Raw genomic sequence first — 25589 nt, forward strand, 5'->3', positions numbered from 1 at the left:
GTGCGGCGATCGAGAACGAATCCGGCGAGGCCGGTGCTTCGCGGTGCGCCAGGGACACCCCGCTCAAGCCCGGCGCGGCCCTCAGTGCGCGGCGGACTCCCAGTCCGCTCCCACGCCCACCGACACGTCGAGCGGGGCCCGCAGCGACGCCGCGCCCGCCATTTCGCGGCGGACGAGCTTCTCGACCTCGGCGCGCTCGCCCGGCGCGATCTCCAGGACGATTTCGTCGTGCACCTGGAGCAGCATGCGGGAGTCGAGCTTCGCCTCCGTCAGGGCGCGGTGCACGTTCAGCATGGCGATCTTGACGATGTCCGCCGCCGTGCCCTGGATGGGCGCGTTCAGGGCCATCCGCTCGGCCATCTCGCGGCGCTGGCGGTTGTCGCTGTTGAGGTCGGGGAGATACCGGCGGCGGCCCAGCATCGTCTCCGTGTAGCCCGTCGCGCGGGCCTCGTCGACGGCCCGGCGCAGATAGTCCCGGACGCCGCCGAACCGCTCGAAGTAGGTGTCCATCAGCGCGCGGGCCTCGCCCGCCTCGATGTTCAGCTGCTGGGAGAGACCGAACGCGGAGAGGCCGTACGCCAAGCCGTACGACATGGCCTTGATCTTGCGGCGCATCTCGGCGTCGACGGCGGTGCCCTCGACGGAGAAGACCTGCGAGGCGACCGTGGTGTGCAGGTCCTCGCCGGAGCTGAACGCCTCCAGGAGGCCCTCGTCCTCGGAGAGGTGGGCCATCACGCGCAGCTCGATCTGGCTGTAGTCCGCGGTCATCAGGGACTCGAAGCCCTCGCCGACCACGAAGCCGCGCCGGATCGCCCGGCCCTCGTCGGTGCGGACCGGGATGTTCTGCAGGTTCGGTTCCGTCGAGGACAGGCGGCCCGTGGCCGCGACCGTCTGGTTGAACGTCGTGTGGATGCGGCCGTCCGCGGCGATCGACTTGATGAGGCCCTCGACCGTGACGCGGAGCTTCGCCTGCTCGCGGTGGCGGAGCATGATGACCGGCAGTTCGTTCTCGGTCTGGGCCGCGAGCCAGGCCAGGGCGTCCGCGTCCGTGGTGTACCCGGTCTTGGTCTTCTTCGTCTTGGGGAGGTTCAGCTCGCCGAAGAGGACTTCCTGGAGCTGCTTGGGCGAGCCGAGGTTGAACTCGTGGCCCGCCGCCGCGTGCGCCTCCTTCACCGCTTGCTGCACCGCGCCCGCGAACTGCTGCTCCATCGCCTCCAGATGGGCGCGGTCGGCCGCGATGCCGTGCCGCTCAAGGCGGGCCAGGAGGGTGGACGTCGGCAGCTCGATGTCGGTGAGGAGGTTGCCCGCGCCCACCTCCGGGAGCTTCTCGCCGAAGGCAGTGCCCAGGTCGAGGATCGTGCGGGCCTGCGACATCAGTGCGTCGGCCTCGGCACGGTCGTCCTCCTCCGTACCGAAGGCGAGCTGGCCTTCGGCCGCCGACGCGGGCGCGAGCTCCCGGCCCAGATACTCCAGGGAAAGGGCGTCCAGGGCGAAGGAGCGACGGCCGGGCTTGACCAGGTACGCGGCGAGCGCCGTGTCCATGGAGACGCCGTCCACCGTCCAGCCGTGCTCGGGGAAGACCCGCATCGTGGCCTTGGCGTTGTGCAGGACCTTGGGCTTCTTCGGGTCGGCGATCCAGGCGGCGAAGGCCTTCTCGTCGGCCTCGTCCAAGTGGGAGGGGTCGAACCAGGCCGCCGCTCCCCCGGCCGCCGCGAGGGCGACCTCGGTCACCGAGCCCGTGCCGAGCTGCCAGGTGTCGACCGTGGCCATGCCGAGGACCGCGTTGCCGTGCTCGGTGAGCCACGGGGCGAGCTCACCCGTGCCGATCACCGTGCCGTCCAGCTCCACGCCGGGCTCGGCCGGGGTCTGATCGGCCACCTCGGCGCCGGGGTCCACGGCCAGCAGTCGCTCGCGCAGCGAGGGGTTACGGATCTCCAGGGTGTCCAGGACCATGGCGAGGGCCGTGCGGTCGTACGGAGCGCGCTCCAGGTCGGTGACCTGCTTGGGGAGCTCGACGTCGCGGACCATCTCCGTGAGGACGCGGTTCAGCTTCACCGCGTCCAGGTGGTCGCGGAAGTTCTGTCCGGCCTTGCCCTTGACCTCTTCGGCACGCTCGACGAGGTCGGCGAAGGAACCGAACTGGTTGATCCACTTCGCGGCGGTCTTCTCGCCCACACCGGGGATACCGGGGAGATTGTCGGACGGGTCGCCGCGCAGGGCCGCGAAGTCCGGATACTGGCTGGGCGTGAGGCCGTACTTCTCCTCGACCTTCTCCGGGGTGAAGCGCGTCAGCTCCGATACGCCCTTGGTCGGGTACAGCACGGTCACGTGGTCGGTGATCAGCTGGAAGGAGTCGCGGTCACCGGTGACGATCAGGACGTCGAAGCCGGCCGCCTCGGCCTGGGTGGCGAGGGTGGCGATGACGTCGTCCGCCTCGAAGCCGTCCACCGCGAACCGCACGGCGTTCATCGCGTCGAGGACCTCGCCGATCAGCTCGACCTGCCCCTTGAACTCGTCCGGGGTCTTGGAGCGGTTCGCCTTGTACTCGGGGAACTCCGTGGAGCGCCACGTCTTGCGCGAAACGTCGAAGGCCACCGCGAAGTGCGTGGGCGCCTCGTCGCGCAGGGTGTTCGCCAGCATCGACGCGAAGCCGTAGATCGCGTTCGTCGGCTGGCCCGTCGCGGTCGTGAAGTTCTCCGCGGGCAGCGCGAAGAACGCCCGGTAGGCCAGGGAGTGCCCGTCCATGAGGAGCAGGCGCGGACGCTGCTCGCCACTCGGCTTCGTCGCGGTCTCGGACTTCTTCTTCGCTGCTTTTTCTGCCACGTCCCCGATCCTGCCACGCCCCACTGACAGTCCGGTCCAACCCTCACCCGCGACCGCGCTGTCAGCGGCGCGTGGGAGGATCGAAGACGTAGCTCACGCACGTGCTCGAAGGGGAGCCGACCATGGCAAGGAAGTCGCCCAAGGGTGATCCGGTCCAGGACGCGCCGCAGGTCGCGCAGGCGCAGCACGCCGCGGCGGGCCTTCCCGCCATCGGTCACTCGTTGCGCATGGCCCAGCAGCAGATGGGGGTGCGCCGCACGGCGCTGACGCTCCTGCGGGTCAATCAGAAGGACGGCTTCGACTGCCCCGGCTGCGCCTGGCCCGAGCCGGAGCACCGGCACGCGGCGGAGTTCTGCGAGAACGGCGCGAAGGCGGTCGCCGAGGAGGCCACGCTGCGCCGCGTCACCCCCGACTTCTTCGCCGCGCACCCCGTGACCGACCTCGCCACCCGCAGTGGGTACTGGCTGGGCCAGCAGGGCCGCCTCACCCACCCCATGTATCTGGCCGAGGGCGCCGAGCGCTACGAGCCCGTTTCCTGGGAGCGGGCCTTCGACATCATCGGCGAGGAGCTCGCCGCCCTGGAAAGCCCGGACGAGTCCGTCTACTACACCTCGGGCCGCACCAGCAACGAAGCGGCGTTCCTGTACCAGTTGTTCGCCCGCGAGCTGGGCACGAACAACCTGCCCGACTGCTCGAACATGTGCCATGAGTCCTCCGGCTCCGCCCTCACGGAGACCATCGGCATCGGCAAGGGCAGCGTCCTGCTCGAAGACCTCTACAAGTCGGATCTGATCATCGTCGCCGGGCAGAACCCGGGCACGAACCATCCGCGCATGCTCTCCGCCCTGGAGAAGGCGAAGAACAACGGCGCGAAGATCATCACGGTCAATCCGCTGCCCGAGGCCGGCCTGGAGCGCTTCAAGAACCCGCAGACCCCGCAGGGCATGCTCAAGGGCACCGCCCTCACCGATCTCTTCCTGCAGATCCGCCTCGGCGGCGACCAGGCCCTGTTCCGCCTCCTGAACAAGCTCATCCTCGACACCGAGGGAGCGGTCGACGAGGAGTTCGTCCGCGAACACACCCACGGGTACGAGGAGTTCACCGAGGCGGCGCGCGGCGCCGACTGGGACGAGACCCTCGCCGCGACCGGCCTCACGCGCGAGCGCATCGAGGAGGCCCTCGCCATGGTCCTCGCATCGAAGCGCACCGTCGTGTGCTGGGCGATGGGCCTGACCCAGCACAAGCACTCCGTGCCGACGATCCGCGAGGTCGTCAACTTCCTGCTGCTGCGCGGCAACATCGGCCGTCCGGGAGCGGGCGTGTGCCCGGTGCGCGGCCACTCGAACGTGCAGGGCGACCGCACGATGGGCATCTTCGAGCGGCCCGCCCCGGCCTTCCTCGACGCCCTGGAGAAGGAGTTCGGCTTCGCGCCGCCGCGCGAGCACGGCCTGGACGTCGTCCGCGCGATCAGGGCGCTGCGGGACGGCGAGGCGAAGGTGTTCTTCGCGATGGGCGGCAACTTCGTGGCGGCGTCGCCCGACACGGAGGTGACGGAGGCGGCGATGCGCAAGGCCCGCCTGACCGTCCACGTGTCGACGAAGCTGAACCGCTCGCATGCCGTCACGGGCGCGCGCGCCCTGATCCTGCCGACGCTCGGCCGCACCGAGCGGGACGTCCAGGGTGGTGGCGAGCAGTTCGTGACCGTCGAGGACTCCATGGGCATGGTGCACGCCTCGCGCGGCCGCCTGGAGCCCGCGAGCCCGCATCTGCTCTCCGAGCCGGCCATCGTGTGCCGCCTCGCCCGCCGCGTCCTCGGCCCCGAATCGGCCACGCCCTGGGAGGAGTTCGAGAAGGACTACGCCACGGTGCGCGACCGCATCGCGCGCGTGATCCCCGGCTTCGAGGACTTCAACGCACGCGTGGCCGACCCCGCCGGCTTCGCCCTGCCGCACGCCCCGCGCGACGAGCGCCGCTTCCCCACGGCCACCGGCAAGGCCAACTTCACCGCGGCGCCCGTCGAGTTCCCCGACCTGCCCAAGGGCCGCCTGCTGCTCCAGACGCTGCGCTCGCACGACCAGTACAACACCACGATCTACGGCCTCGACGACCGCTACAGGGGCATCAAGAACGGCCGCCGTGTCGTCCTGGTCAACCCCGAGGACGCCCGTGAGCTGAGCCTCGCCGACGGGTCGTACGCCGACCTCGTCAGCGAGTGGAAGGACGGCGTCGAGCGGCGCGCGCCCGGTTTCAGGATCGTGCACTATCCGACGGCCCGGGGCTGCGCGGCGGCGTACTACCCCGAGACGAACGTCCTGGTCCCGCTGGATGCGACCGCCGACACCAGCAACACCCCCGCCAGCAAGTCCGTCGTCGTGCGCCTGGAACAATCAGGGACCGACTGAGCGTTCGCTCAGCGACTGGTGAGGACGACGAACGGAGCCGGGCCCGATGGGTGAGCAGCACAGCGTGAAGTTCCCGCAAGAGGTCATCGACGAGTACGCCGCGCTGGGCGTGGACCTGCCCGCCCTCTTCTCCGCGGGCGACCTGGGCACCCGGATGGGCGTCGAGATCGTCGAGGCCTCCGCCGACCGCGTCGTGGGCACCATGCCCGTCGAGGGCAACACCCAGCCGTACGGCCTGCTGCACGGCGGTGCGTCCGCCGTCCTCGCCGAGACCCTCGGCTCGGTCGGCTCGATGCTGCACGGCGGCAGCAAGAAGCTCGCCGTCGGCGTCGACCTGAACTGCACGCACCACCGCGGCGCGCGTTCGGGCCTGGTCACCGGCGTGGCGACGCCCGTGCACCGGGGCCGCTCCACGGCGACGTACGAGATCGTGATCACCGACGAGCAGGACAAGCGGGTGTGCACCGCGCGGCTGACCTGCCTGCTGCGTGACGTGACGCCCAACGGCTCCGCCGGCTGAGGCGGTTGAGGGCGGGCGCGCCTCCTGCCGGAACAGGCGCGCCCCACGCATTGTCGGAGCGTGCGGCCCCGGTCTAGCGTCTGCGCATGAGGCACCGGAAACAGCTCTGTGCGCTCGCCCTCGCCGCCCTCCTGGCCGCCGCCCCCGGCGTCACCGGCTGCAAGGATCTCTCTCCTGCCGAAGACGCCCACAGCAAGACCCCCGAGCCCTCCCCCACCACCACCCCTCCCCAGGACCTCTGCACAGCCCTGATCACCAAGTGGGGGCGGCAGATCTACGACTCGGGCAAGGAGACCTACGGCGACTACCAGTCGATGGGCCTCTCCAACGGCCAGTACACGATCCTCAGGGAAACCCTCGACCTGGCCCGCACCGAACGGGGGCGCCACGGGGCGGACGCCGGGCGGGAGTTGATCGCCCGTGAGGCCCGCGAGCGGTGCGAGGAGCGCTACCTCCACGGGGAGCCGAGCGACGGGCCGTGGGTGTGAACGCCATCGGCCCCATCGAGCCCGGCGACGACACCTACGAGACCCGGGCCGACGGCGAGACCCGGGCCGGCCGCGCCGCCGCCACGGACCAGGCCGCCGTGCGCCCCCCGCGGCCCCGCCCGCCGCTCACCCGGCGCCGTCGCACCGCCCTGGCCATCGCCACCGCCGTGATCGTCGGGGCGGCCGGGCTCACCCTCTACCTGACCCGTCCACAGCCCCCTGCGCCGCCGCCCCCGCTCTATCCGTCGCAGACCGTGTCGGTGACCTACCGGGGCGACATGACGCACCCGAGGACGGGCGAGCGCACGTTCAGGTTCACCGTCCGCCTCAGTCAGAACTCGGGGCCGCCGGTTTCCGTCAGGCGGATCACCCAGACGTCGGAAGGGCTGTCGGTCACTGTCGCCCCCTATACCCCATTCACCGTAAAAACGGGAAGCCCTAGGACGGCACAGATCACGATGCACATTCGCGAATGCGGAAAGGTGCAACGGAATGCCGGACTCCCTTTCCTGGTCGTAACACTGCGTAATGTGCGGGCAATGCAGTTACAGAGCTTCATCCTCGGCGAGAGGTACGCAAAAGATCTTTCAGGGGCCCTGACAGCCGCATGCCCCCCGAACACTGATGTCATGAGTAAAACACCCTGACAGTCCTGCAAGTTCTCAGCATGCGGGATGCACCGAAGGTGGCTTATTCCGCCCCAACCACCCCCTGAGTTCCAGCCCGGAATACTCCGTGGCATAACAAGAGCGTCACACCTTTGGCCTGACCACTCCACCAGGTACAAAGCGGCCCTTAGAGTCACGGCCAGTCACCGCGCCCACCGGATTCCTGTCAGTTCGGTTCCGCGCTCGACTCGGCCACCCAACAGGGGACGGCCGTGCCAGGGGAAAGGACTGATCGTGCGTCAACGTTCGCTCATAGCCATCACCGCTGCACTCACCGCGGGGGCACTCACCCTCACCGCCTGTGGCTCACGCGACGACAAGGACAAGGAAGACTCCGCGGGCGGCGGCACCACCGTGGTCATCGGCGTCGACGCGCCGCTGACCGGCGACTTGTCCGCGCTGGGCCTCGGTATCCGCAACTCCGTGCAACTCGCCGCCAAACAGGCCAACGAGACGAAGCACGTCGACGGCATCACCTTCAAGGTGGAGTCCGCCGACGACCAGGGGCAGCCCGCCTCGGGCCAGACCAACGCGACCAAGTTCGTCGCCAACAAGGACATCCTCGGCGCCGTCGGCCCCCTGAACTCCTCCGTCGGCGAGTCGATGCAGAAGGTCTTCGACGACGCGAAGCTCGTCCAGGTCTCCCCCGCCAACACCAACCCGGCCATGACCCAGGGCCAGGACTGGAACGGCGGCAAGAAGGTCCGCCCCTACAAGGCCTACTTCCGCACGGCCACCACGGACGCCATCCAGGGCCCGTTCGCCGCGCAGTACCTCTACAACGAGGCCAAGAAGAAGAAGGTCTTCGTCGTCGACGACAAGAAGACCTACGGCGCGGGACTGGCCGCCACCTTCACGGACGAGTTCAAGAAGCTCGGCGGCAAGGTCGCCGGCACCGAGCACGTGAACCCGGACACCAAGGACTTCGGCGCCGTCGCCACCAAGATCAAGAACTCTGACGCGGACGTCGTCTACTACGGCGGCGAGTACCCCGCCGCAGGCCCGCTCAGCAAGCAGATGAAGAAGGCCGGAGCCAAGATCCCGCTCGTCGGCGGTGACGGCATCTACAGCGCCGACTTCGTCAAGCTCGCAGGCAAGGAAGGCAAGGGCGACTACGCCACCTCCGTCGGCCAGCCCGTCGAAGAACTGCCCTCCGCCAAGGAGTTCATCGCCAACTACAAGAAGGCCGGCTACAAGGAGGCCTACGAGGCCTACGGCGGCTACTCCTACGACTCCGCCTGGGCGATCATCGAAGCAGTCAAGAAGGTCGTCGACGACAACGACGGCAAGCTGCCCGACGACGCCCGCGCCAAGATCGTCGAAGCCATGCAGGACGTCTCCTTCGACGGCGTGACCGGCAAGGTCTCCTTCGACGAATACGGCGACGCCACCAACAAGCAACTCACCGTGTACCAGGTGAAGTCCACCGAGGACCCGACCAAGGGCTGGAAGCCGGTCAAGTCCGGCACCTTCACCGGCTGAACCACCCCGCAGCACGACACCACCGCGCGGGGCGCTGCCTCAGACAGCGCCCCGCGCGGCGTCGCATCCGTCACCTAAGCCGTCCGTCCTGCCAGGCCCACCGCCACCGCCCGCAGGCCGAACGACACCGAAAGACTCGGAGGACCTGCGGTGCACGAACTGCCGCAACAGCTGGTCAACGGCCTGCTACTGGGATCCATGTACGGCCTGATCGCCATCGGCTACACAATGGTCTACGGCATCGTCCAGCTCATCAACTTCGCCCACGGCGAGATCTTCATGGTCGGCGGCTTCGGCGCCCTCACCGTCTGGCTGTGGCTCCCGGGCGGCACCAGCATGTGGCTCGCCCTGCCGCTCATGCTCATAGGCGCCGTCATCGTCTCCACCCTCATAGCGGTCGGAGCCGAACGCTTCGCCTACCGCCCCCTGCGCGGCGCACCCCGCCTCGCACCCCTCATCACCGCCATCGGCCTCTCCCTCGCACTGCAGCAGGCCGTCTGGGCCTGGTACCCCAACGCGAAGTCGTCCCGCACCTTCCCCGAGATGCCCGGCGACTCCATCCACATGGGCTCCGTCACCATCCAGCCCGGCGACATCTTCCTGCTGATCACCGCCCCGATCTGCATGTTCGCCCTCGGCTACTTCGTGATGAAGACCCGCGTCGGACGCGGCATGCAAGCCACCGCACAGGACCCCGACACCGCCAAACTCATGGGCGTCAACACCGACCGCGTCATCGTCGTCGCCTTCGCGATCGGCGCCGCCTTCGCCGGCATCGCCGCCGTCGCCTACGGATTCCGCTACGGAGAAGTCCAGTTCCGCATGGGCTTCCTCTGGGGCCTCAAAGCCTTCACCGCCGCCGTACTCGGAGGCATCGGCAACATCTACGGCGCCATGATCGGCGGCCTCGTCCTCGGCATCGCCGAAGCCATGGCCACCGCCTACATGAACGACATCCCCGGCATGAGCCAGCTCGGCGGGCAGTCCTGGGCCGACGTCTGGGCCTTCGTACTCCTCATCGTCGTACTCCTCGTCAGGCCACAAGGCCTCCTTGGCGAGCGCGTCGCGGACAGGGCGTGACCACCATGACCACACAGACCACCGCGGCCGACGCGCCCACCCCCAAGCAGGACCACACCGCCACCGGACTCATCGCCATCCCCGTGGGCCCCGCCCGCGCACTGGCCACCGGCGGCGGCATCCTCACCGTCATCTCCACGTTCATGGCATGGACCTGGACCGCGAAATTCCCCGGCGACCTCACCGTCTACGGCTACCCCGGCGGCCTCCAGGTCCTCGTCCTGATCGCCGGACTCCTGACGACGCTCTACGGCCTCGCCTCCTACGGCATCAAGGGCGTACGCGCCCTCGCCCCCGGCGGCGCCGACGCAGCCCTCAAATACGCGGCACTCGCCGCCTTCGCCACCACCTGGTACACGATCATCTCGATCAGCTACCAACTCGGCGGCCTCGCCAACCTCGACCCCGGCGGCTGGGTCGCAGCCCTCGCCACCCTCGCCGCCTTCACCGGCGCCCTCGCCCTGCCCTTCACACGACCGCACACCTACCCGGTCGACCCCGAAGACACCAGCGGCGAACAGTTCAAACACCGCATGCGCAACGCGATGACCGTCTTCAAGGGCGCCTTCGCCGCCGAAGCACCCCCCACGCCGCGCAAGCTCCCCAGCTACGTCGAAATCCTCATCATCGTCGCCGCACTCGCCGTCGGCCTCCTCGTCTTCACCTACGGCATCGGCACCGAATACGACGAACTCTTCGTCGGCTTCCTGATCACCGTCGCGTTCAGCTTCGCCGCACTGTCCAAGGCCGGACTCGTCGCCCAGGTCTCCACCTACACCGCACGGCACCGCAACATCACACTCGGCGGCGCCTTCGCCGCCGCAGCGGCCTTCCCGTTCACCCAGAGCGACGACCAGTACGCCACCATCGGCGTCTACATCCTCATCTTCGCCACCGTCGCACTCGGCCTGAACATCGTCGTCGGCCTCGCCGGACTCCTCGACCTCGGATACGTCGCCTTCCTCGGCGTCGGCGCCTACGCGGCATCCATGGTCTCCGGATCCCCGTCCTCACCCTTCGACGTCCACCTGCCGTTCTGGGGCGCCATCCTCGTCGGCGCGAGCGCATCACTCGTCTTCGGCGTACTCATCGGCGCCCCGACCCTGCGACTGCGCGGCGACTACCTCGCCATCGTCACCCTCGGCTTCGGAGAGATCTTCCGACTCGTCGCGATGAACTCCGACGGCACATCGGGCCCCGACATCACCAACGGCTCGAACGGCATCTCCTCGATCCCGAACCTCAAGATCTTCGGCTTCGACTTCGGCATCGAGCACAGCATCTTCGGCGTCACCATCGGCCGATTCGCGAACTACTTCTTCCTGATGCTGCTCATCACCCTCGTCGTCGTCCTCGTCTTCCGGCGCAGCGGCGACTCCCGCATCGGACGCGCCTGGGTCGCCATCCGCGAAGACGAGACCGCCGCACTCGCCATGGGCATCAACGGCTTCCGCGTGAAGCTCATCGCCTTCGCGCTCGGCGCCACCCTCGCCGGACTCGCCGGCACCGTACAGGCCCACGTCACCTACACCGTGACACCCGAGCAATACCAGTTCGCCAACACGGTCCCGCCGAACTCCGCGTTCCTGCTCGCCGCGGTCGTCCTCGGCGGCATGGGCACCATCAGCGGCCCCCTCGTCGGCGCGGCACTGCTCTACCTCATCCCCAGCAAACTCTCGTTCCTGGGCGACTACCAGCTCTTCGCCTTCGGCCTCGCACTCGCACTCCTCATGCGCTTCCGCCCCGAAGGCCTCATCCCCAACCGCCGCCGCCAGCTCGAATTCCACGAAGCCGACCTGGCCCCCGGCGACACGCCGCCACCCACAGTCCTCAGCAAGACAGGGGCCTGAGCCATGACCACCGACACCACCACCAGCAAGGACAACCCCGCCGCGACACCGGCCGGGCAGACCGTCCTGGACGCCCGCGGCGTCACGATGCGATTCGGCGGCCTCACCGCCGTACGCTCCGTCGACCTCACCGTCAACAGCGGCGAAATCGTCGGCCTCATCGGACCCAACGGCGCCGGCAAAACCACCTTCTTCAACTGCCTCACCGGCCTCTACATCCCCACCGAGGGCGAAGTCCGGTACAAGGACAAGGTCCTGCCCAGCAAATCCTTCAAGGTCACCGCGGCCGGCGTGGCCCGCACCTTCCAGAACATCCGTCTGTTCGCCAACATGACCGTCCTGGAAAACGTCCTCGTCGGCCGCCACACACGCACCAAAGAAGGCCTCTGGTCAGCCCTCCTGCGCGGACCCGGCTTCCACAAGGCCGAGGCCAAGTCCAGGGAACGCGCCCTGGAACTCCTCGAGTTCGTCGGCCTCGCCGACAAGGCCGAACACCTCTCCCGCAACCTCCCCTACGGCGAACAACGCAAGCTGGAAATCGCCCGCGCACTGGCAAGCGAACCCGGCCTCCTCCTCCTGGACGAGCCCACCGCCGGCATGAACCCCCAAGAAACCCGCGCCACCGAAGAACTCGTCCTCGCCATCCGGGACATGGGCATCGCCGTCCTCGTCATCGAGCACGACATGCGCTTCATCTTCAACCTGTGCGACCGCGTAGCCGTACTCGTCCAAGGCGAAAAACTCGTCGAGGGCAGCAGCGAAACCGTCCAACAGGACGACCGCGTCATCGCCGCCTACCTGGGCGAACCCTTCGAAGGAGCCCCCGGCAGCACAGAAGCCGACGCCACGGGCAACGAGGAGAACAACCGATGACCGCACTGCTCGAAGTCGAGGACCTCAAGGTCGCCTACGGCAAGATCGAAGCCGTCAAAGGCATCTCCTTCAAGGTCGAGGCCGGCGAGGTCGTCACCCTGATCGGCACCAACGGCGCAGGCAAGACCACCACGCTGCGCACCCTGTCCGGACTGCTCAAGCCGGTCGGCGGCTCCATCAAATTCAACGGGAAAGCACTGCGGAAATACCGCGCCGACCAGATCGTCTCGCTCGGCCTCGCCCACTCTCCCGAGGGCCGGCACATCTTCCCCCGCATGACGATCGAGAACAATCTGCGACTCGGCGCATATCTGCGCAGCGACAAAGCCGCCATCGAAAAGGACATCGCGCGCGCCTACGAACTCTTCCCCATCCTCGGAGAACGCAGAAAGCAAGCAGCGGGCACACTCTCCGGCGGCGAACAACAAATGCTCGCCATGGGCCGCGCCCTCATGTCCCAGCCCAAACTGCTCATGCTCGACGAACCCTCCATGGGCCTGTCACCGATCATGATGCAGAAGATCATGGCGACCATCGCCGAACTCAAATCCCAGGGCACGACCATTCTCCTCGTCGAGCAGAACGCCCAGGCGGCGCTCTCGCTCGCCGACCACGGTCACGTCATGGAGGTCGGCAAGATCGTCCTCTCCGGAACCGGCAACCACCTGCTGCACGACGAATCCGTGCGCAAGGCGTACCTCGGCGAGGACTAGGACTCCGTCCCGGCATACGGAAAGGGCCCGCACCCCGGCTTCGGGGTGCGGGCCCTTCTCGTACGCGTCCTGAGGACCGGGGGGCTACTGCCCCTTGGCCGCCTTCTTCTCGTCGGCATCCTCAATGACAGCCTCCGCGACCTGCTGCATCGAAAGCCGCCGGTCCATCGACGTCTTCTGGATCCAGCGAAACGCGGCGGGCTCCGTCAAGCCGTACTCCGTCTGAAGAATCGACTTCGCACGGTCCACCAGCTTCCGCGTCTCCAGCCGCAAGGTGAGGTCCGCGACCTCACTCTCCAGCGTCTTCAGCTCAGCGAAGCGCGAGACAGCCATCTCGATCGCGGGCACGACGTCGGTCTTGCTGAACGGCTTCACCAGGTACGCCATCGCGCCCGCGTCCCTGGCCCGCTCCACCAGGTCACGCTGCGAGAACGCGGTCAGCATGAGCACCGGGGCAATGCTTTCCTCGGCGATCTTCTCGGCCGCCGAGATGCCGTCCATGACGGGCATCTTCACGTCAAGGATCACCAGGTCCGGCTGGTGCTCGCGGGCCAGCTCGACGGCTTTCTCCCCGTCACCGGCCTCACCGACGACGGTGTAACCCTCTTCCTCGAGCATCTCCTTGAGGTCGAGCCGGATGAGAGCCTCGTCCTCGGCGATGACGACACGGGTCGTCAGCGGAGGCACGTGCGACTTGTCGTCGTCATCGGCTACGGGCTGGGGCGACTCGGGGGAAGTCACGGGGGCTCCTAGGTGCGGGCCGGGCAGGTATTGCTGCCTCGCCAGCCTACCTAGCTGCAGCGCGCCACGGTGACCCGGTATAGTTCCGGCAGTGGCTGGCCGGGTTGGTGGAACGGTATACACGGAGGTCTCAAACACCTCTGCCTGAAAGGGCTTGCGGGTTCGAATCCCGCACCCGGCACCCGAAGAAAGCGGATGTTCACGTTCTCGTGAATGTCCGCTTTTTCCTGCCCGGAGCAGCGGTGCCTCACGCAGAGTAGCTGCATGGAACAACACAGCACTGCCATTCGCGTCCTGGCCGTCAGTTCGATGCGTCTGGGCATCCCCAACCGCATCGTCGCCGATCGTCTCGGTGTTCCGCGGGGGACGATCGGATGGTGGCGCAGTGAAGATCGGCGAGCACACGGCGAGAAGTACAGGCAACCGACGGACTGCCCGCGGTGCACCGGCCGCGGGTTCGACGAAATCGCGTACGCCTATCTTCTGGGCCTCTACCTGGGAGACGGCCACATCATCTCGAAACCCAGGCAGCACCACTTGTCGATCTTCTGCAACGCGGAGCAAACCGGCCTGGTCTCAGCCGCTGCAGAAGCCATGCGCCGGGTCATGCCACTCCCCAGCGTCAAGCCGCGCAGTCGATCGGGGTGTACCGAAGTGAAGTCCTACAGCAAGCACTGGACCTGCATGTTTCCCCAGCACGGGCCCGGTAAGAAGCACGAGCGCCGGATCGCCCTCGAACCCTGGCAACAGGACATCGTCGACGCCCATCCCTGGGACTTTGTCCGCGGCCTCATCCACTCCGACGGCTGCAGGAACATCAACTGGACGACCCGTCTGGTCGGTGGCGAGCGCAAACGCTACGAGTATCCGAGGTACTGGTTCACCAACGTCTCCGACGACATCCGGAAGCTCTACACCGACACCCTCGACAAGCTCGGCGTCGAGTGGAGGAACTGCACCCGTAACGGCAGCCCGTACAACGTCTCCGTCGCCCGAAGGGCATCAGTAGCCCTCATGGACGCCCACGTAGGCCCCAAGTACTGACCGCGATACCGCCCGAAGTACCGCCCCACCCCCACCCACGCAATATGACGCGTCACTCCCCTCCCCCGCCCTCCCTGGGAGCTGCCCCAAATCCCCCGGAAACCCTTGCCCCGCCCCGCACCCCGCTGCGATCTTCGGCCGCATGACTCCCTTGAACCGGCGTACCTTCGTCGCCGCCGCAGGTGCCGCCGCGGCAGCCGTGGCCATGAATCCGCAGACCGCATCCGCCGTCGACCGTGAGGGCACACGCAAGGGCGGGGACGACTTCGCCGATGCCGACAAGGGGTTCATCGCGGCCCTCACCCCGGGTGTTGTGAAGAACGCCAAGGGCCAGGTCGTCTGGGATGGCGACGCGTACGACTTCCTCAAGAAGGACGCGCCCAAGACCGCGCACAAGAGCCTGTGGCGGCAGTCGCGGCTGGTGTCGAAGCAGGGGCTCTACAAGGTCACCGACCGTGTGTATCAGGTGCGTGGCCTCGATCTGTCGAACATGACCCTCATCGAGGGTGACACCGGTGTCGTCGTGATCGATCCGCTGATCTCGGCGGAGACCGCTGCCGCCGCGCTCAAGCTGTACCGCGCGCACCGCGGTGACAAGAAGGTCACCGGGCTCATCTACACCCATCCGCACGTCGATCACTTCGGCGGCTGCCGTGGCGTGCTGCCGGATGGGGCCGGTGAGGTGCCGATCCTCGCTCCTGACGGTTTCATGGAGCATGCCGTCTCGGAGAATGTGTATGCCGGGACTGCCATGCAGCGGCGCTCCGGGTACATGTACGGTGCGTTGCTGCCCAAGTCGCCTGCTGGGCAGATTGGTTGTGGGCTGGGGCAGTCCGTTTCCGTGGGGTCGATCGGGTTGATTCCGCCGACCAAGGACGTCACCGAGACCGGTCAGGTGGAGACGGTCGACGGGGTGCGGTTCGAGTTTCAGATGACGCCGGGGACCGAGGCGCCGGCCGAGATGAATTTCGTGCTGCCGGACTTGCGTGCGGTCTGTATGGCGGAGAACGCGACGCACACGATGCACAACATCATTACGTTGCGTGGCGCGCAGGTGCGGGATGCCCGGCAGTGGGCGCATTATCTGAATGAGTCTGTCGTGCTCTTCGATGGGCGGGTCGATGTCGCCTTCGCCTCGCATCATTGGCCTACGTGGGGTGGGGACACGATTGTGGAGCTGCTTGAGCAGCAGCGGGATCTGTATGCGTACATGCATGATCAGACGTTGCGGATGATCAATGCGGGGATGACGGGGCGGGAGATCGCCGAGGAGATCGAGTTGCCGCCGGCGCTTGCGGGGGTGTGGGCGAATCGTGGGTATTACGGGTCGCTGAGTCATAACGTGAAGGGCATTTATCAGCGGTACATGGGGTGGTTCGACGGCAACCCAGCGCACCTGTGGGAGCACCCTCCTATCGAGGAGGCCAAGCGGTACGTCAAGGCGATGGGGGGTCGTACGGCTACGGTCGCCAAAGCCAGGGTGTTCGCGAAGGGCGGCGATCTGCGGTTCGCGGTGACTTTGCTCAATCATGTGGTGTTCGCGGACCCCCACCACAAGGCCGCCAAGTCCGAACTTGCCCGGCTGTACGTGGAGTTGGGTCAGGCTTCGGAGAATGCCGTGTGGCGGAACTTCTATCTGATGGGTGCTCAGGAGTTGCGTGAGGGTGTGCAGGGCTCCCCCACCTCTGTGGTGAGCGCTGACATGTTGATGGCGCTCTCCGTGGATCAGTTGATCGACTCCGTGGCGATTCGTGTGAATGGTCCGAAGGCGTGGGAGTTGGAGCTGCGGATGGACTGGAGTCTTCCGGCGCTCGGCAAGGTGTGGCATCTGACGTTGCGGCATGGGGTGTTGACGTATCGCAGCGATGCGGCGAAGGACCCGGGTGCGGGGGTTACGTTGACGATGACCAAGCCGCAGTTGCTGGCGATGCTGGGGGGTAAGGGGCTTGGTGACATCAAGGTGGAGGGTGACGTCTCGCTTCTCACCGATCTGCTGGGCGTGGTGGAGAAGCCTGATCCGGGGTTCGCCATCGTGACGCCCTAGGCGGCCCCTCATACGCGCGAGGGGCCGCTCCCCGGGAGCGGCCCCTCGGTCCCTGTGGACAGTCCTCCTACTGGGGGCTGTCGTCCTCGCCGATGTGGTGGATGCGTACGAGGTTGGTGGAGCCGGCGACTCCGGGTGGGGAGCCTGCGGTGATGACGACGACGTCGCCTTTTTCGCAGCGGCCGTACTTGAGGAGGAGTTCGTCGACCTGGCGGACCATGGCGTCGGTGGAGTCGACGTGTGGGCCGAGGAAGGTTTCCACTCCCCAGGTGAGGTTGAGTTGTGAGCGGGTGGATCGGTCGGGGGTGAAGGCGAGGAGTGGGATGGGCGAGCGGTAGCGCGAGAGGCGGCGGACGGTGTCGCCGGACTGGGTGAAGGCGACGAGGAATTTGGCGCCGAGGAAGTCGCCCATTTCGGCGGCGGCGCGGGCTACGGCACCGCCCTGGGTGCGGGGCTTGTTCCGCTCGGTGAGCGGCGGGAGGCCCTTGGCGAGGATGTCTTCCTCGGCGGCTTCGACGATGCGGCCCATGGTGCGGACGGTCTCGATGGGGTATTTGCCGACGCTGGTCTCGCCGGAGAGCATGACGGCGTCGGTGCCGTCGATGACGGCGTTGGCGACGTCGCTTGCCTCGGCCCTTGTGGGGCGGGAGTTGTCGATCATCGAGTCGAGCATCTGGGTGGCGACGATGACGGGTTTGGCGTTGCGCTTGGCGAGTTTGATGGCTCGCTTCTGGACGATCGGCACCTGTTCGAGGGGCATTTCGACGCCGAGGTCGCCGCGGGCGACCATGATGGCGTCGAAGGCGGCGACGATGTCGTCGATGTTCTCGACGGCCTGCGGCTTCTCGATCTTGGCGATGACGGGGAGGCGGCGGCCTTCCTCGTCCATGATGCGGTGTACGGCCTCGATGTCGCGTCCGCTGCGTACGAAGGAGAGGGCGATGACGTCGAATCCTGAACGCAGGGCCCAGCGCAGGTCGGCCTCGTCCTTGTCGGAGAGGGCGGGGACGGAGACGGCGACGCCGGGGAGGTTGAGTCCCTTGTGGTCGGAGACCATGCCGCCTTCGACGACGGTGGTGGTGACGCGGGGCCCGTCGACCGCGGTGACCTCGAGGGTCACTTTGCCATCGTCGACGAGGATGCGTTCGCCGGGGGTGACGTCTTCGGCGAGGCCGTCGTAGGTGGTGCCGCAGGTCTGTCGGTCGCCTTCGACGCCGTCTTCGACGGTGATGGTGAACTCGTCGCCGCGTTCGAGGAGTACGGGTCCTTCGCTGAAGCGGCCGAGGCGGATCTTCGGGCCTTGAAGGTCGGCGAGGATGCCGACGCTGCGGCCGGTCTCGTCGGATGCCTTGCGTACGCGCTGGTAGCGCTCCTCGTGCTCGGCGTACGTGCCGTGGCTGAGGTTGAAGCGGGCTACGTCCATTCCGGCTTCGACCAGTGCCTTGATCTGGTCGTACGAGTCGGTGGCGGGGCCCAGGGTGCAGACGATTTTTGCTCGGCGCATGCTTCGAGCCTAGGCCTTACCGGCCGGTAGCGAATTGGTTGGGCATGACTACTCAACAACCTTTGCATGAAAGGTTATTGACAAGTGTTGAATTGTGCGGGGCGCTGCTCTGATGAGCGATGTACGGTCCGCCCCGCGACGTGAAGTCCCTTCGTGGCTACGGAGTCTCTCCGTGTCTACAGCTGTGGTGGTGTCATCGTGAAGCGCGCGTTGACTTGTGCGTAGACGTGTTGTCGCTGGGGTTCGAGGTCGAGGGGTGCGGCTTCCTGGCCCATGTCGGCGGCGCCGCCGTAGGCGACGGTGCGCATGGTGGGGGTGGGGCCGCCGTAGCCGTAGGGCTGGGCGTTCTCGGCGCCGATGTCGGCGAGTTCGACGAGGGCGGCGAGGGTGGTTCCGAGCGCGTCCGCGTACTCCCTGCCCCGCTGCACTGCTTCCCTGACGGCCTGCTGTCGGGCGTCGCGGTGGGTGGGTGAGTCGGGGCGCAGAGCCCAGTAGGGGCCGTCGACGTGGGTCAGTTCGAGGTCGGCGAGGCGGGTGGTGAGTTCGCCGAGTGCGGTGAAGTCGGTGAGTTCGGCGGTGATGTGGACGCGGCCGTGGTAGGCGCGGATGCGTTCGCCGCGGCCGTGTTTGGTCAGTTCGGGGCTGATGGAGAAGGCGCCGGTCTCCAGGGTCTCGACGGATTCGCCGTAGGTTTTCACGAGGTCGATGACGCCTGCGTTGCGGCGCGTGAGGTCGTTCAGGGCGTCGCGTCGGTCGGTGCCGCGTGCGCTGACGGTGATGCCGATGCGGGCGATCTCGGGGTCGACTTCGAGGTGGGCTTCGCCCTTCACGGCCAGGCGGGGGGCGCCGGGGGTGCCGTAGGGGGCCGGGGTGGGGGTGGTGTCGTCCATGCGGCCACTCTTGCACTGGGGGGCGGCACCGGACAGTCATCGGATCGAAACCTGCGGGGTCTGTTGCCGGTGGGCCGGTCGGGGTCAGAATCTACGCGCGTCATCTACGCGCGTTACGTCGGTCGACCTGAGGTCCAAGGGGAGTATGAAATGCCGCTGAACCGCCGGAAGTTCCTGGGCAAGTCCGCCGTCGCCACGGGTGTGGCGCTCGCGGGCGGCGTGGCCGTCGCGCCCGCCGTGTCGGCGCAGGCAGCCGCGAAGCCCGCCCGGCGGAAGAAGCGGTATTCGTTCACCGTCATGGGCACGACGGATCTGCACGGCAATGTCTTCAACTGGGACTACTTCACGGACAAGGAGTTCGACGACAAGGACCACAACGACGTGGGCCTGGCGAAGATTTCCACTCTCGTGGACGAGATCCGTGAGGAGAGAGGCCGCCGCAACACGCTCCTGATCGACGCGGGCGACACCATTCAGGGCACCCAACTCTCTTATTACTACGCCAAGATCGATCCGATCACGGCGAAGCGGGGCCCGGTCCACCCGATGGCGCAGGCGATGAACAGCATCGGCTATGACGCGGCGGCGCTCGGGAACCACGAGTTCAATTACGGCATTCCCGTGCTGCGGAAGTTCGAGGAGCAGTGTGACTTTCCGCTGCTCGGCGCCAACGCCCTTGACGCGAAGACGCAGCGGCCCGCTTTCCCGCCGTACTTCATGAAGCGCCTTCGTACTCCGCACGGGCGTGACGTGAAGGTGGCGGTCCTCGGCCTGACGAACCCCGGTATCGCGATCTGGGACAAGGCGAACGTGCAGGGCAAGATGACGTTCCCGGGCCTTGAGGAGCAGGCGGCGAAGTGGGTGCCGAAGCTGCGTTCCATGGGCGCGGACGTGGTGATCGTCTCGGCGCACTCCGGTTCCAGCGGAACGTCCTCGTACGGTGATCAGCTCCCGCACATCGAGAACGCGGCGGGTCTGGTGGCCGAGCAGGTACCCGGTATCGACGCGATTCTGGTCGGGCACGCGCACACGGAGATCGCCGAGTACTTCGTGGAGAACAAAGAGACCGGCAAGAAGGTCGTCCTGTCCGAGCCGTTGAAGTGGGGCCAGCGCCTGACGCTGTTCGACTTCGATCTGGTGTGGTCCAAGGGCCGCTGGACGGTGGAGAAGGTCGGCGCGCAGGTCCTCAACTCCAATGCGGCGGCGGAGGACAGGAAGATCACGCGGCTGCTGGCCGACGAGCACAAGAAGGTCGTCGGTTACGTCAACCAGGTCATCGGTACGTCGACGCAGGCGATGAGCACGGCCGAAGGCCCGTACAAGGATGTCGCGATCATCGACCTGATCAGCCATGTCCAGGCTGAGACGGTCAAGGAGGCACTCAAGGGCGGCCAGTACGCGGCGCTGCCCGTGCTGTCGCAGGCTTCGTGCTTCTCGCGTACGGCGGGTATCCCGGCGGGCGAGGTGACGATCAAGGACGCGGCGGGTCTCTACCCGTTCGAGAACACCCTTGAGGCGCGGCTCGTCACGGGTGCGCAGCTCAAGGAGTATCTGGAGTTCTCGGCGCGCTACTACGTGCGGACGGCGGCCGGCGCCCCCGTGGACCCGGCGAAGCTGACGAACGCGGACAACATCCCGGACTACAACTACGACGCGCTCTACGGCGTGACGTACGAGATCGACATCGCCAAGCCCGCGGGTTCCCGGATCGCGAAGCTCAGCTTCGACGGCAAGGAGATCGACCCGAAGGCCGAGTTCGTGCTGGCGGTGAACAACTACCGTGCGAGCGGCGGCGGCAACTTCCCGCATGTGGCCGCCGCCAAGCAGCTGTGGGCGAACTCGGACGAGATCCGCAACACGATCATTCAGTGGGTGCAGGCGAAGGGGACGGTGGACCCGGCCCAGTTCGCGTCGGTGGACTGGAAGCTGACCCGGGACGGTACGCCGGTGTTCTGACCGTGTTCGGTCAGGCCTTCAGGGCCGCGAGGTCGACGGCGTCGGCGAGGGCCTGCGCGCCTGCGTCGTTGACGTGCAGGCCGTCGCCGCTGTCGTAGGCATCGTGGATCCGGTCGGGGTCGGCGGGGTCCGCGACGGCGGCGGCGAGGTCGGCGTAGGCGTCGTAGGGGCTGTCGGCGCCTCGTATCCAGTCGTTGACCTGGCGGGCGACGGCGACGCCCTCGGGGGTGGAGTAGCCCTCGAAGATGGTGTCCTTGAACGGGCCGACGGTGGTGGCGACGGCGGTCAGTCCCGCCGCGTGGATCCGGTCGGCGAGGGCGGTGAAGCCCGCGATGAGGTCCTCGGCGGAGGGGATGGGCGCGGCCTGCGGGTATGCCTCCTGGCCGGGGACGCCGAGGTCGTTGAGGCCGAAGTGGACCAGGACGTGGGTGACGCCGGGCACGTCCAGGGCGTCGCGGTCGAGGCGGGCCAGGCCATGTTCGCCGATCTCGTCGGTGAGCAGCCGGTTCGCGGAGATGCCCTGGTTCACCACCCATCCGGTGTGTCCGGCGGCGCGCAGGCGTTCGTTCAGGAGGTCGGGGAAGCGGTGGTCGGTGTCGGGGGTGGTGCCTGCGCCCTCGAACCAGGAGTCACCGAAGGCCACGGCGACGGGGGTCGCGGGTGGGGCGAGCACGTCGATGCCGGTGATGAAGTGGCGTGTCGCCAGCTCCTCAAGGCCTTCGATGCCGTCCAGGGTCGGCGCGGTGAGGGCGTTGCCGGGCACGGCGTAGCCGGTGCGCAGGGGCACGGCCGAGTAGGTGGACAGGCCGGTGTCATCGGGCAGCCAGAGGCTGAGGGCCAATTCGTCTCCGGCGGCGACGGTGCCCTCGACGGGGTCGCTCACGATCTCCTCCCCGGCCGGGACGGTGAAGTCCTCGGCGCCGCCGAAGCGCACCGGGACATCGCTGCCGGACTCGATGCCGCTGCCTTCGGTGCGTCGGGCGAGGCGGGCGCCGCCGATGTGGAGGGGCTCTGTGCCGTAGCGGTTGGTGAGCCGGACGCGCACGGCTTCGCCGCCGCCGTCGAGGCGGAGTATCTGGCGTACGGTCTGGCCGGCGAAGCCCCGGAGTTCGAAGAGGTCGATGTGTTCGTGGGGGCTGACGACGGCGGAACGGAAGGCGGCGGTCCAGGAGGCCTTGAGGTCTGTGGTCATGATCGGCTGAACAGGGTCGGCGGGGCCAGTATTTCGCTGGGCGGCGTATTTCGTGCGGGAATATTCGGCGGTGTGGCGGCGCTTGGGGGCGGACAATACCCCCCATCGCCGCTCGGTCAGTTCTTGAGGCGTACGAGGTTGCTGCCGCGTTGTTCGCCGATCAGGCCCGTGGGGCGGCGAGCCGGGGTTTCCTGGAGGCCGAAGCTGGTGAACGCGGTGCGTTGCGGGAGCGGGTAAGGGGGTGTGTCCGTGAGGGAGTTGAGGATGGTGGCGCTGCGCCAGGCGGCGAGGCCGAGGTCGGGGGCGCCGACGCCGTGGGTGTGGCGTTCGGCGTTCTGTACGTAGATGTGGTTGCCGGTGGCGGTGATGGAGGGGTCGAGGACGAGGCGGTACTCCTCGTCGATGCGGGGGCGTTCCGAGGAGTCCCGGCGCATGTAGGGGTCGAGGCCGGCGAGGAGTTGGTCGAGGGGGCGCTCGCGGTAGCCGGTGGCGAGGACGACGGCGTCCGTGGTGAGGCGGGAGCGGGTGCCCTGCTGGAGGTGTTCGAGGTGGAGTTCCACGCGGGTGGTGGCGACGCGGCCCGCGGTGCGTACGCAGACGCCCGGGGTGAGGACGGCGTCGGGCCAGCCGCCGTGGAGGGTGCGCTGGTAGAGCTCGTCGTGGATGGCGGCGATGGTGTCGGCGTCGATGCCCTTGTGGAGCTGCCACTGGTGGGGGACGAGGCCGTCGCGCACGGCTTCGGGCAGGGAGTGGAAGTAGCGGGTGTAGTCGGGGGTGAAGTGTTCCAGGCCGAGCTTGGAGTACTCCATGGGTGCGAAGGCCTCGGTGCGGGCGAGCCAGTGGATCTTCTCGGCGCCCACCGGGCGGTGCTTGAGCAGGTCGAGGAAGACCTCGGCGCCGGACTGGCCCGAGCCGATGACGGTGACGTGGTCGGCGGCCAGGAGCCGGTCGCGGTGCAGGAGGTAGTCCGCGGAGTGGATCACGGGGACGGCGGGGGCTTCGGCGAGGGGCTTCAGGGGGTCGGGGATGTGGGGTGCGGTGCCGACGCCCACGGCGATGTTCTTCGTGTACGTGCGGCCGAGCGCTTCGGCTTCGCCTTCGGCGTCGAGTTGGGTGAAGTCGACTTCGAAGAGGTCCCGTTCGGGGTTCCAGCGGACGGCGTCGACCTGGTGCCCGAAGTGCAGGGCGGGCAGGTTCTCGCTGACCCAGCGGCAGTACGCGTCGTATTCGGCGCGCTGGATGTGGAATCGCTCGGCGAAGTAGAAGGGGAAGAGCCGCTCTCGGGTCTTGAGGTAGTTGAGGAAGGACCAGGGGCTCGCCGGGTCGGCGAGGGTCACCAGGTCCGCGAGGAAGGGCACTTGGAGGCTCGCGCCGTCGATGAGGAGCCCGGGGTGCCAGTGGAAGCCCGGCCGCTGTTCGTAGAAGGCGGTGTCGAGGCCGGTCAGGGGCTGGGCGAGGGCGGCGAGGGAGAGGTTGGAGGGGCCGATGCCGATGCCGACCAGGTCCCGGGGGTCCTCGGGGGTGGTGAGCGGCGGGGCGGGCTTGTCGTTCTGGCCGGTCATCGGGGGGTGGTTCCTTCCACGAGCTTCAGGAGCTCGGCGAGGTCGCCGGGCCGGGTGTGCGGGTTGAGCAGGGTGGCCTTGAGCCAGCGGCGTCCGCTGATCGTGGCCCGGCCGAGCACGGCTCGGCCTTGGGCGAGCAGTTCCCGCCTGACGTAGGCGATGTGGTCGTCGTCGGCGTCGACGGGCCTGAACAGGACGGTGCTGATGACGGGCAGGTCGTACAGCTCGAAGCCGGGGTGCGCGGCGACGAGTGCGGCGAACTCCTGTGCTTGGTCGCAGACTTGGTCGACGAGCGCGCCGATCCCTTCGCGGCCGAGGGCCTTGAGGGTGACGGCGATCTTGAGTGCGTCGGGCCGGCGTGTGGTGCGCAGGGAGCGGCCGAGGAGGTCGGGGAGGCCTGCTTCGGTGTCGTCGCCCGCGTTGAGGTAGTCGGCGTGGTGGCCGAGCGCGGTGAGGTCGTGGCCGTCACGGACCAGGAGCAGGCCGGCGGCGACGGGTTGCCAGCCGAGCTTGTGCAGGTCGAAGGTGATGCTGTCGGCGCGTTCCATGCCGTGCAGGAGGTCTCTTCGCACGTCGCTGAAGAGCAGCGGGCCGCCGTACGCGGCGTCGATGTGCAGGCGGGCGCCGTGGTCCGCGCAGAGGCCGGCGATCTGGTCGATGGGGTCGATGAGTCCGGCGTCGGTGGTGCCTGCGGTGGCGGCGACGAGGAAGGTGCCGGGTGGGCCGTTGAGTTCGGCCAGGGCCTCGTCGAGTGCGGCCGGGTCGAGTACGCCTGCGGGCGCGGGGATGGTGACCGGTTCCGGCATGCCGAGGAGCCAGGCCGCGCGGCCGAGGGAGTGGTGGGCGTTCGCGCCGGTGATGAGCTGGACGGGGCCGTGCGCGGCGGTGCGCTCGCGGGCGAGGAGCAGGGCGAGCTGGTTGGACTCCGTGCCGCCGGTGGTGACGAGGGCGTCCGCCCTGCCGGGTCCGTACGCCTCGGTCGCGAGGGCGCGGGTGACCAGGGTTTCGATCTCCGAGGCCGCGGGGGCCTGGTCCCAGGAGTCCATGGAGGGGTTGAGTGCGGAGGCGGCCAGGTCGGCGGCGACGGCCAGGGCGAGGGGTGGGCAGTGCAGGTGGGCGGCGCAGAGGGCGTCCGCGGGGTCGGCGGCGCCTTCCGCCAGCGCGTGGACCAGGGTGCGCAGGGCCGCTTCGGCGCCTTCGCCTCTGGCGGGCAGTACGTCGCCGGTGGCCTCGCGGACCCGGGCGGCGACCGCGGTGGGGCCGCCCGCGGGGAGCGGTCCGCCGCGGGCGGTTGTTCCGGTGCGCAGGGCGTCGAGGGTGGCGGTGAGCAAGGGGGGTAGCGCGTCGGGTCCTTGGGCTCCTCCGGCGAGGGGTGGCGGAGTGCTCATGGCGACGTCCTTCGGGTGCGCGTGGGCGGGGACGACCAGCCTGTCCGCCGAGTGGACGGCACGCCCGGAGAGCTCAACGATCCGAACCCGAAAGTGGTACTGCCGCGTGGAGAAGGCGCGGGGTGCGGCGGGGCCTGATAGGCGGAATTCGGCTGCGGGTCCGCCGTGGCTGGGCGCGCCGTTCCCCGCGCCCCTTCCGGGCGCCCCCGTCGTGGATTGCCTGCGGGTCCGCTCTGGTTGCTCGCGCCGTTCCTCGCGCCCCTACGGGGCGCAACCCGCCGTGGAATCCCTGCGGGTCCGTCGTCGTTGCTCGCGCCGTTCCTCGCGCCCCTGCGGGGCGCCCCCGTCGCGGGTCGTCTGCGGGTCCGT

Annotated in this window: 19 protein-coding genes and 1 tRNA gene; 13 read left to right on the forward strand and 7 right to left on the reverse strand. The window is 68.1% G+C overall.

The features are described from left to right. Nucleotides 1-81 precede the first annotated feature (81 nt). Nucleotides 82-2823, reverse strand: coding sequence for a DNA polymerase I (gene polA, locus ACIBCK_RS01220; protein ID WP_399386015.1), 2742 nt, complete (start codon nt 2821-2823; stop codon nt 82-84). 122 nt (nt 2824-2945) lie between these two features. Here polA and ACIBCK_RS01225 point away from each other — a divergent pair, with 122 nt between their 5' ends. The 9 genes from ACIBCK_RS01225 (at nt 2946) to ACIBCK_RS01265 (ending at nt 12899) form a co-directional block, all read left to right on the forward strand. Beyond that, nucleotides 2946-5225 carry an FdhF/YdeP family oxidoreductase gene (locus tag ACIBCK_RS01225; protein ID WP_399386016.1) on the forward strand — a complete coding sequence of 760 codons (2280 nt, stop codon included), beginning with the start codon at nt 2946-2948 and terminating at the stop codon, nt 5223-5225. A gap of 46 nt (nt 5226-5271) precedes the next feature. Next, nucleotides 5272-5745 (forward strand): PaaI family thioesterase, encoded by a 474-nt coding sequence (locus ACIBCK_RS01230; protein ID WP_399386017.1) that lies wholly within the window; start codon nt 5272-5274, stop codon nt 5743-5745. 86 nt (nt 5746-5831) lie between these two features. Next, nucleotides 5832-6233: a hypothetical protein gene (locus tag ACIBCK_RS01235; RefSeq protein ID WP_399386018.1), complete on the forward strand. Its 402-nt coding sequence runs from the start codon at nt 5832-5834 to the stop codon at nt 6231-6233. Continuing rightward, nucleotides 6224-6880, forward strand: coding sequence for a Tat pathway signal sequence domain protein (locus tag ACIBCK_RS01240; RefSeq protein ID WP_399386019.1), 657 nt, complete (start codon nt 6224-6226; stop codon nt 6878-6880). The genes ACIBCK_RS01235 and ACIBCK_RS01240 overlap by 10 nt, the downstream gene beginning before the upstream one ends. Nucleotides 6881-7135: 255 nt before the next feature. Continuing rightward, complete coding sequence (locus tag ACIBCK_RS01245; protein ID WP_399386020.1) at nt 7136-8383, forward strand: branched-chain amino acid ABC transporter substrate-binding protein; 1248 nt, start codon at nt 7136-7138, stop codon at nt 8381-8383. Nucleotides 8384-8533: 150 nt separating this feature from the next. Next, nucleotides 8534-9463, forward strand: a complete 930-nt coding sequence (locus ACIBCK_RS01250; RefSeq protein WP_399386021.1) for a branched-chain amino acid ABC transporter permease — start codon at nt 8534-8536, stop codon at nt 9461-9463. Between the two features lie 5 nt (nt 9464-9468). After that, nucleotides 9469-11313, forward strand: coding sequence for a branched-chain amino acid ABC transporter permease (locus ACIBCK_RS01255; RefSeq protein WP_399386022.1), 1845 nt, complete (start codon nt 9469-9471; stop codon nt 11311-11313). A gap of 3 nt (nt 11314-11316) precedes the next feature. Beyond that, on the forward strand, nt 11317-12186 hold the full coding sequence (locus ACIBCK_RS01260) for an ABC transporter ATP-binding protein (RefSeq protein WP_399386023.1): 870 nt from the start codon (nt 11317-11319) through the stop codon (nt 12184-12186). After that, a complete protein-coding gene (locus tag ACIBCK_RS01265) occupies nt 12183-12899 on the forward strand; it encodes an ABC transporter ATP-binding protein (protein ID WP_399386024.1) in 717 nt (238 codons plus the stop codon). The genes ACIBCK_RS01260 and ACIBCK_RS01265 overlap by 4 nt, the downstream gene beginning before the upstream one ends. Before the next feature lie 84 nt (nt 12900-12983). On the opposite strand, the gene ACIBCK_RS01270 is transcribed toward ACIBCK_RS01265, so the two are convergent. Further along, nucleotides 12984-13640, reverse strand: a complete 657-nt coding sequence (locus tag ACIBCK_RS01270) for a response regulator (protein ID WP_367040817.1) — start codon at nt 13638-13640, stop codon at nt 12984-12986. A 98-nt stretch (nt 13641-13738) separates the two neighbouring features. Between ACIBCK_RS01270 and ACIBCK_RS01275 the strand changes: the two genes are divergently transcribed. The 3 genes from ACIBCK_RS01275 to ACIBCK_RS01285 all read left to right on the forward strand — a co-directional run bounded on the left by ACIBCK_RS01275 (nt 13739) and on the right by ACIBCK_RS01285 (nt 16728). Further along, nucleotides 13739-13821: transfer RNA gene (locus tag ACIBCK_RS01275), tRNA-Leu, on the forward strand. An 83-nt stretch (nt 13822-13904) separates the two neighbouring features. Then, nucleotides 13905-14684 (forward strand): helix-turn-helix domain-containing protein, encoded by a 780-nt coding sequence (locus ACIBCK_RS01280; RefSeq protein ID WP_399386025.1) that lies wholly within the window; start codon nt 13905-13907, stop codon nt 14682-14684. A 142-nt stretch (nt 14685-14826) separates the two neighbouring features. Beyond that, nucleotides 14827-16728, forward strand: a complete 1902-nt coding sequence (locus ACIBCK_RS01285) for an alkyl/aryl-sulfatase (RefSeq protein WP_399386026.1) — start codon at nt 14827-14829, stop codon at nt 16726-16728. 67 nt (nt 16729-16795) lie between these two features. On the opposite strand, the gene pyk is transcribed toward ACIBCK_RS01285, so the two are convergent. Next, entirely contained in the window at nt 16796-18232 is a 1437-nt protein-coding gene (gene pyk / locus ACIBCK_RS01290) for a pyruvate kinase (RefSeq protein WP_399386027.1), read from the reverse strand. 176 nt (nt 18233-18408) lie between these two features. Further along, nucleotides 18409-19122: an SIMPL domain-containing protein gene (locus ACIBCK_RS01295; protein ID WP_399386028.1), complete on the reverse strand. Its 714-nt coding sequence runs from the start codon at nt 19120-19122 to the stop codon at nt 18409-18411. A 150-nt stretch (nt 19123-19272) separates the two neighbouring features. Between ACIBCK_RS01295 and ACIBCK_RS01300 the strand changes: the two genes are divergently transcribed. Then, nucleotides 19273-21078 (forward strand): bifunctional metallophosphatase/5'-nucleotidase, encoded by a 1806-nt coding sequence (locus ACIBCK_RS01300; protein WP_399386029.1) that lies wholly within the window; start codon nt 19273-19275, stop codon nt 21076-21078. A 10-nt stretch (nt 21079-21088) separates the two neighbouring features. Here ACIBCK_RS01300 and ACIBCK_RS01305 read toward each other — a convergent pair whose 3' ends face one another. The 3 genes from ACIBCK_RS01305 to ACIBCK_RS01315 all read right to left on the reverse strand — a co-directional run bounded on the left by ACIBCK_RS01305 (nt 21089) and on the right by ACIBCK_RS01315 (nt 25220). Next, nucleotides 21089-22270: a GDSL-type esterase/lipase family protein gene (locus ACIBCK_RS01305; RefSeq protein WP_399386030.1), complete on the reverse strand. Its 1182-nt coding sequence runs from the start codon at nt 22268-22270 to the stop codon at nt 21089-21091. A 116-nt stretch (nt 22271-22386) separates the two neighbouring features. Continuing rightward, nucleotides 22387-23832, reverse strand: a complete 1446-nt coding sequence (locus tag ACIBCK_RS01310) for a lysine N(6)-hydroxylase/L-ornithine N(5)-oxygenase family protein (protein ID WP_399386031.1) — start codon at nt 23830-23832, stop codon at nt 22387-22389. After that, the gene (locus ACIBCK_RS01315) at nt 23829-25220 is read right to left on the reverse strand and encodes a pyridoxal phosphate-dependent decarboxylase family protein (RefSeq protein WP_399386032.1); all 1392 of its coding nucleotides are present in this window, start codon (nt 25218-25220) and stop codon (nt 23829-23831) included. The genes ACIBCK_RS01310 and ACIBCK_RS01315 overlap by 4 nt, the downstream gene beginning before the upstream one ends. Nucleotides 25221-25589: the final 369 nt, after the last annotated feature.

This window comes from Streptomyces sp. NPDC051218, from assembly GCF_044455475.1.
Classification (GTDB): domain Bacteria; phylum Actinomycetota; class Actinomycetes; order Streptomycetales; family Streptomycetaceae; genus Streptomyces.

Bases quoted from the DNA above. Each gene is read 5' to 3' on its own strand.
- ACIBCK_RS01225 (WP_399386016.1), top strand. From the start codon at position 2,946: ATGGCAAGGAAGTCGCCCAAGGGTGATCCGGTCCAGGACGCGCCGCAG.
- ACIBCK_RS01230 (WP_399386017.1), top strand. From the start codon at position 5,272: ATGGGTGAGCAGCACAGCGTGAAGTTCCCGCAAGAGGTCATCGACGAG.
- ACIBCK_RS01285 (WP_399386026.1), top strand. From the start codon at position 14,827: ATGACTCCCTTGAACCGGCGTACCTTCGTCGCCGCCGCAGGTGCCGCC.
- ACIBCK_RS01235 (WP_399386018.1), top strand. From the start codon at position 5,832: ATGAGGCACCGGAAACAGCTCTGTGCGCTCGCCCTCGCCGCCCTCCTG.
- ACIBCK_RS01295 (WP_399386028.1), bottom strand. From the start codon at position 19,122: ATGGACGACACCACCCCCACCCCGGCCCCCTACGGCACCCCCGGCGCC.
- pyk (WP_399386027.1), bottom strand. From the start codon at position 18,232: ATGCGCCGAGCAAAAATCGTCTGCACCCTGGGCCCCGCCACCGACTCG.
- ACIBCK_RS01315 (WP_399386032.1), bottom strand. From the start codon at position 25,220: ATGAGCACTCCGCCACCCCTCGCCGGAGGAGCCCAAGGACCCGACGCG.
- ACIBCK_RS01280 (WP_399386025.1), top strand. From the start codon at position 13,905: ATGGAACAACACAGCACTGCCATTCGCGTCCTGGCCGTCAGTTCGATG.
- ACIBCK_RS01255 (WP_399386022.1), top strand. From the start codon at position 9,469: ATGACCACACAGACCACCGCGGCCGACGCGCCCACCCCCAAGCAGGAC.
- ACIBCK_RS01260 (WP_399386023.1), top strand. From the start codon at position 11,317: ATGACCACCGACACCACCACCAGCAAGGACAACCCCGCCGCGACACCG.
- ACIBCK_RS01310 (WP_399386031.1), bottom strand. From the start codon at position 23,832: ATGACCGGCCAGAACGACAAGCCCGCCCCGCCGCTCACCACCCCCGAG.
- ACIBCK_RS01305 (WP_399386030.1), bottom strand. From the start codon at position 22,270: ATGACCACAGACCTCAAGGCCTCCTGGACCGCCGCCTTCCGTTCCGCC.
- ACIBCK_RS01265 (WP_399386024.1), top strand. From the start codon at position 12,183: ATGACCGCACTGCTCGAAGTCGAGGACCTCAAGGTCGCCTACGGCAAG.
- ACIBCK_RS01300 (WP_399386029.1), top strand. From the start codon at position 19,273: ATGCCGCTGAACCGCCGGAAGTTCCTGGGCAAGTCCGCCGTCGCCACG.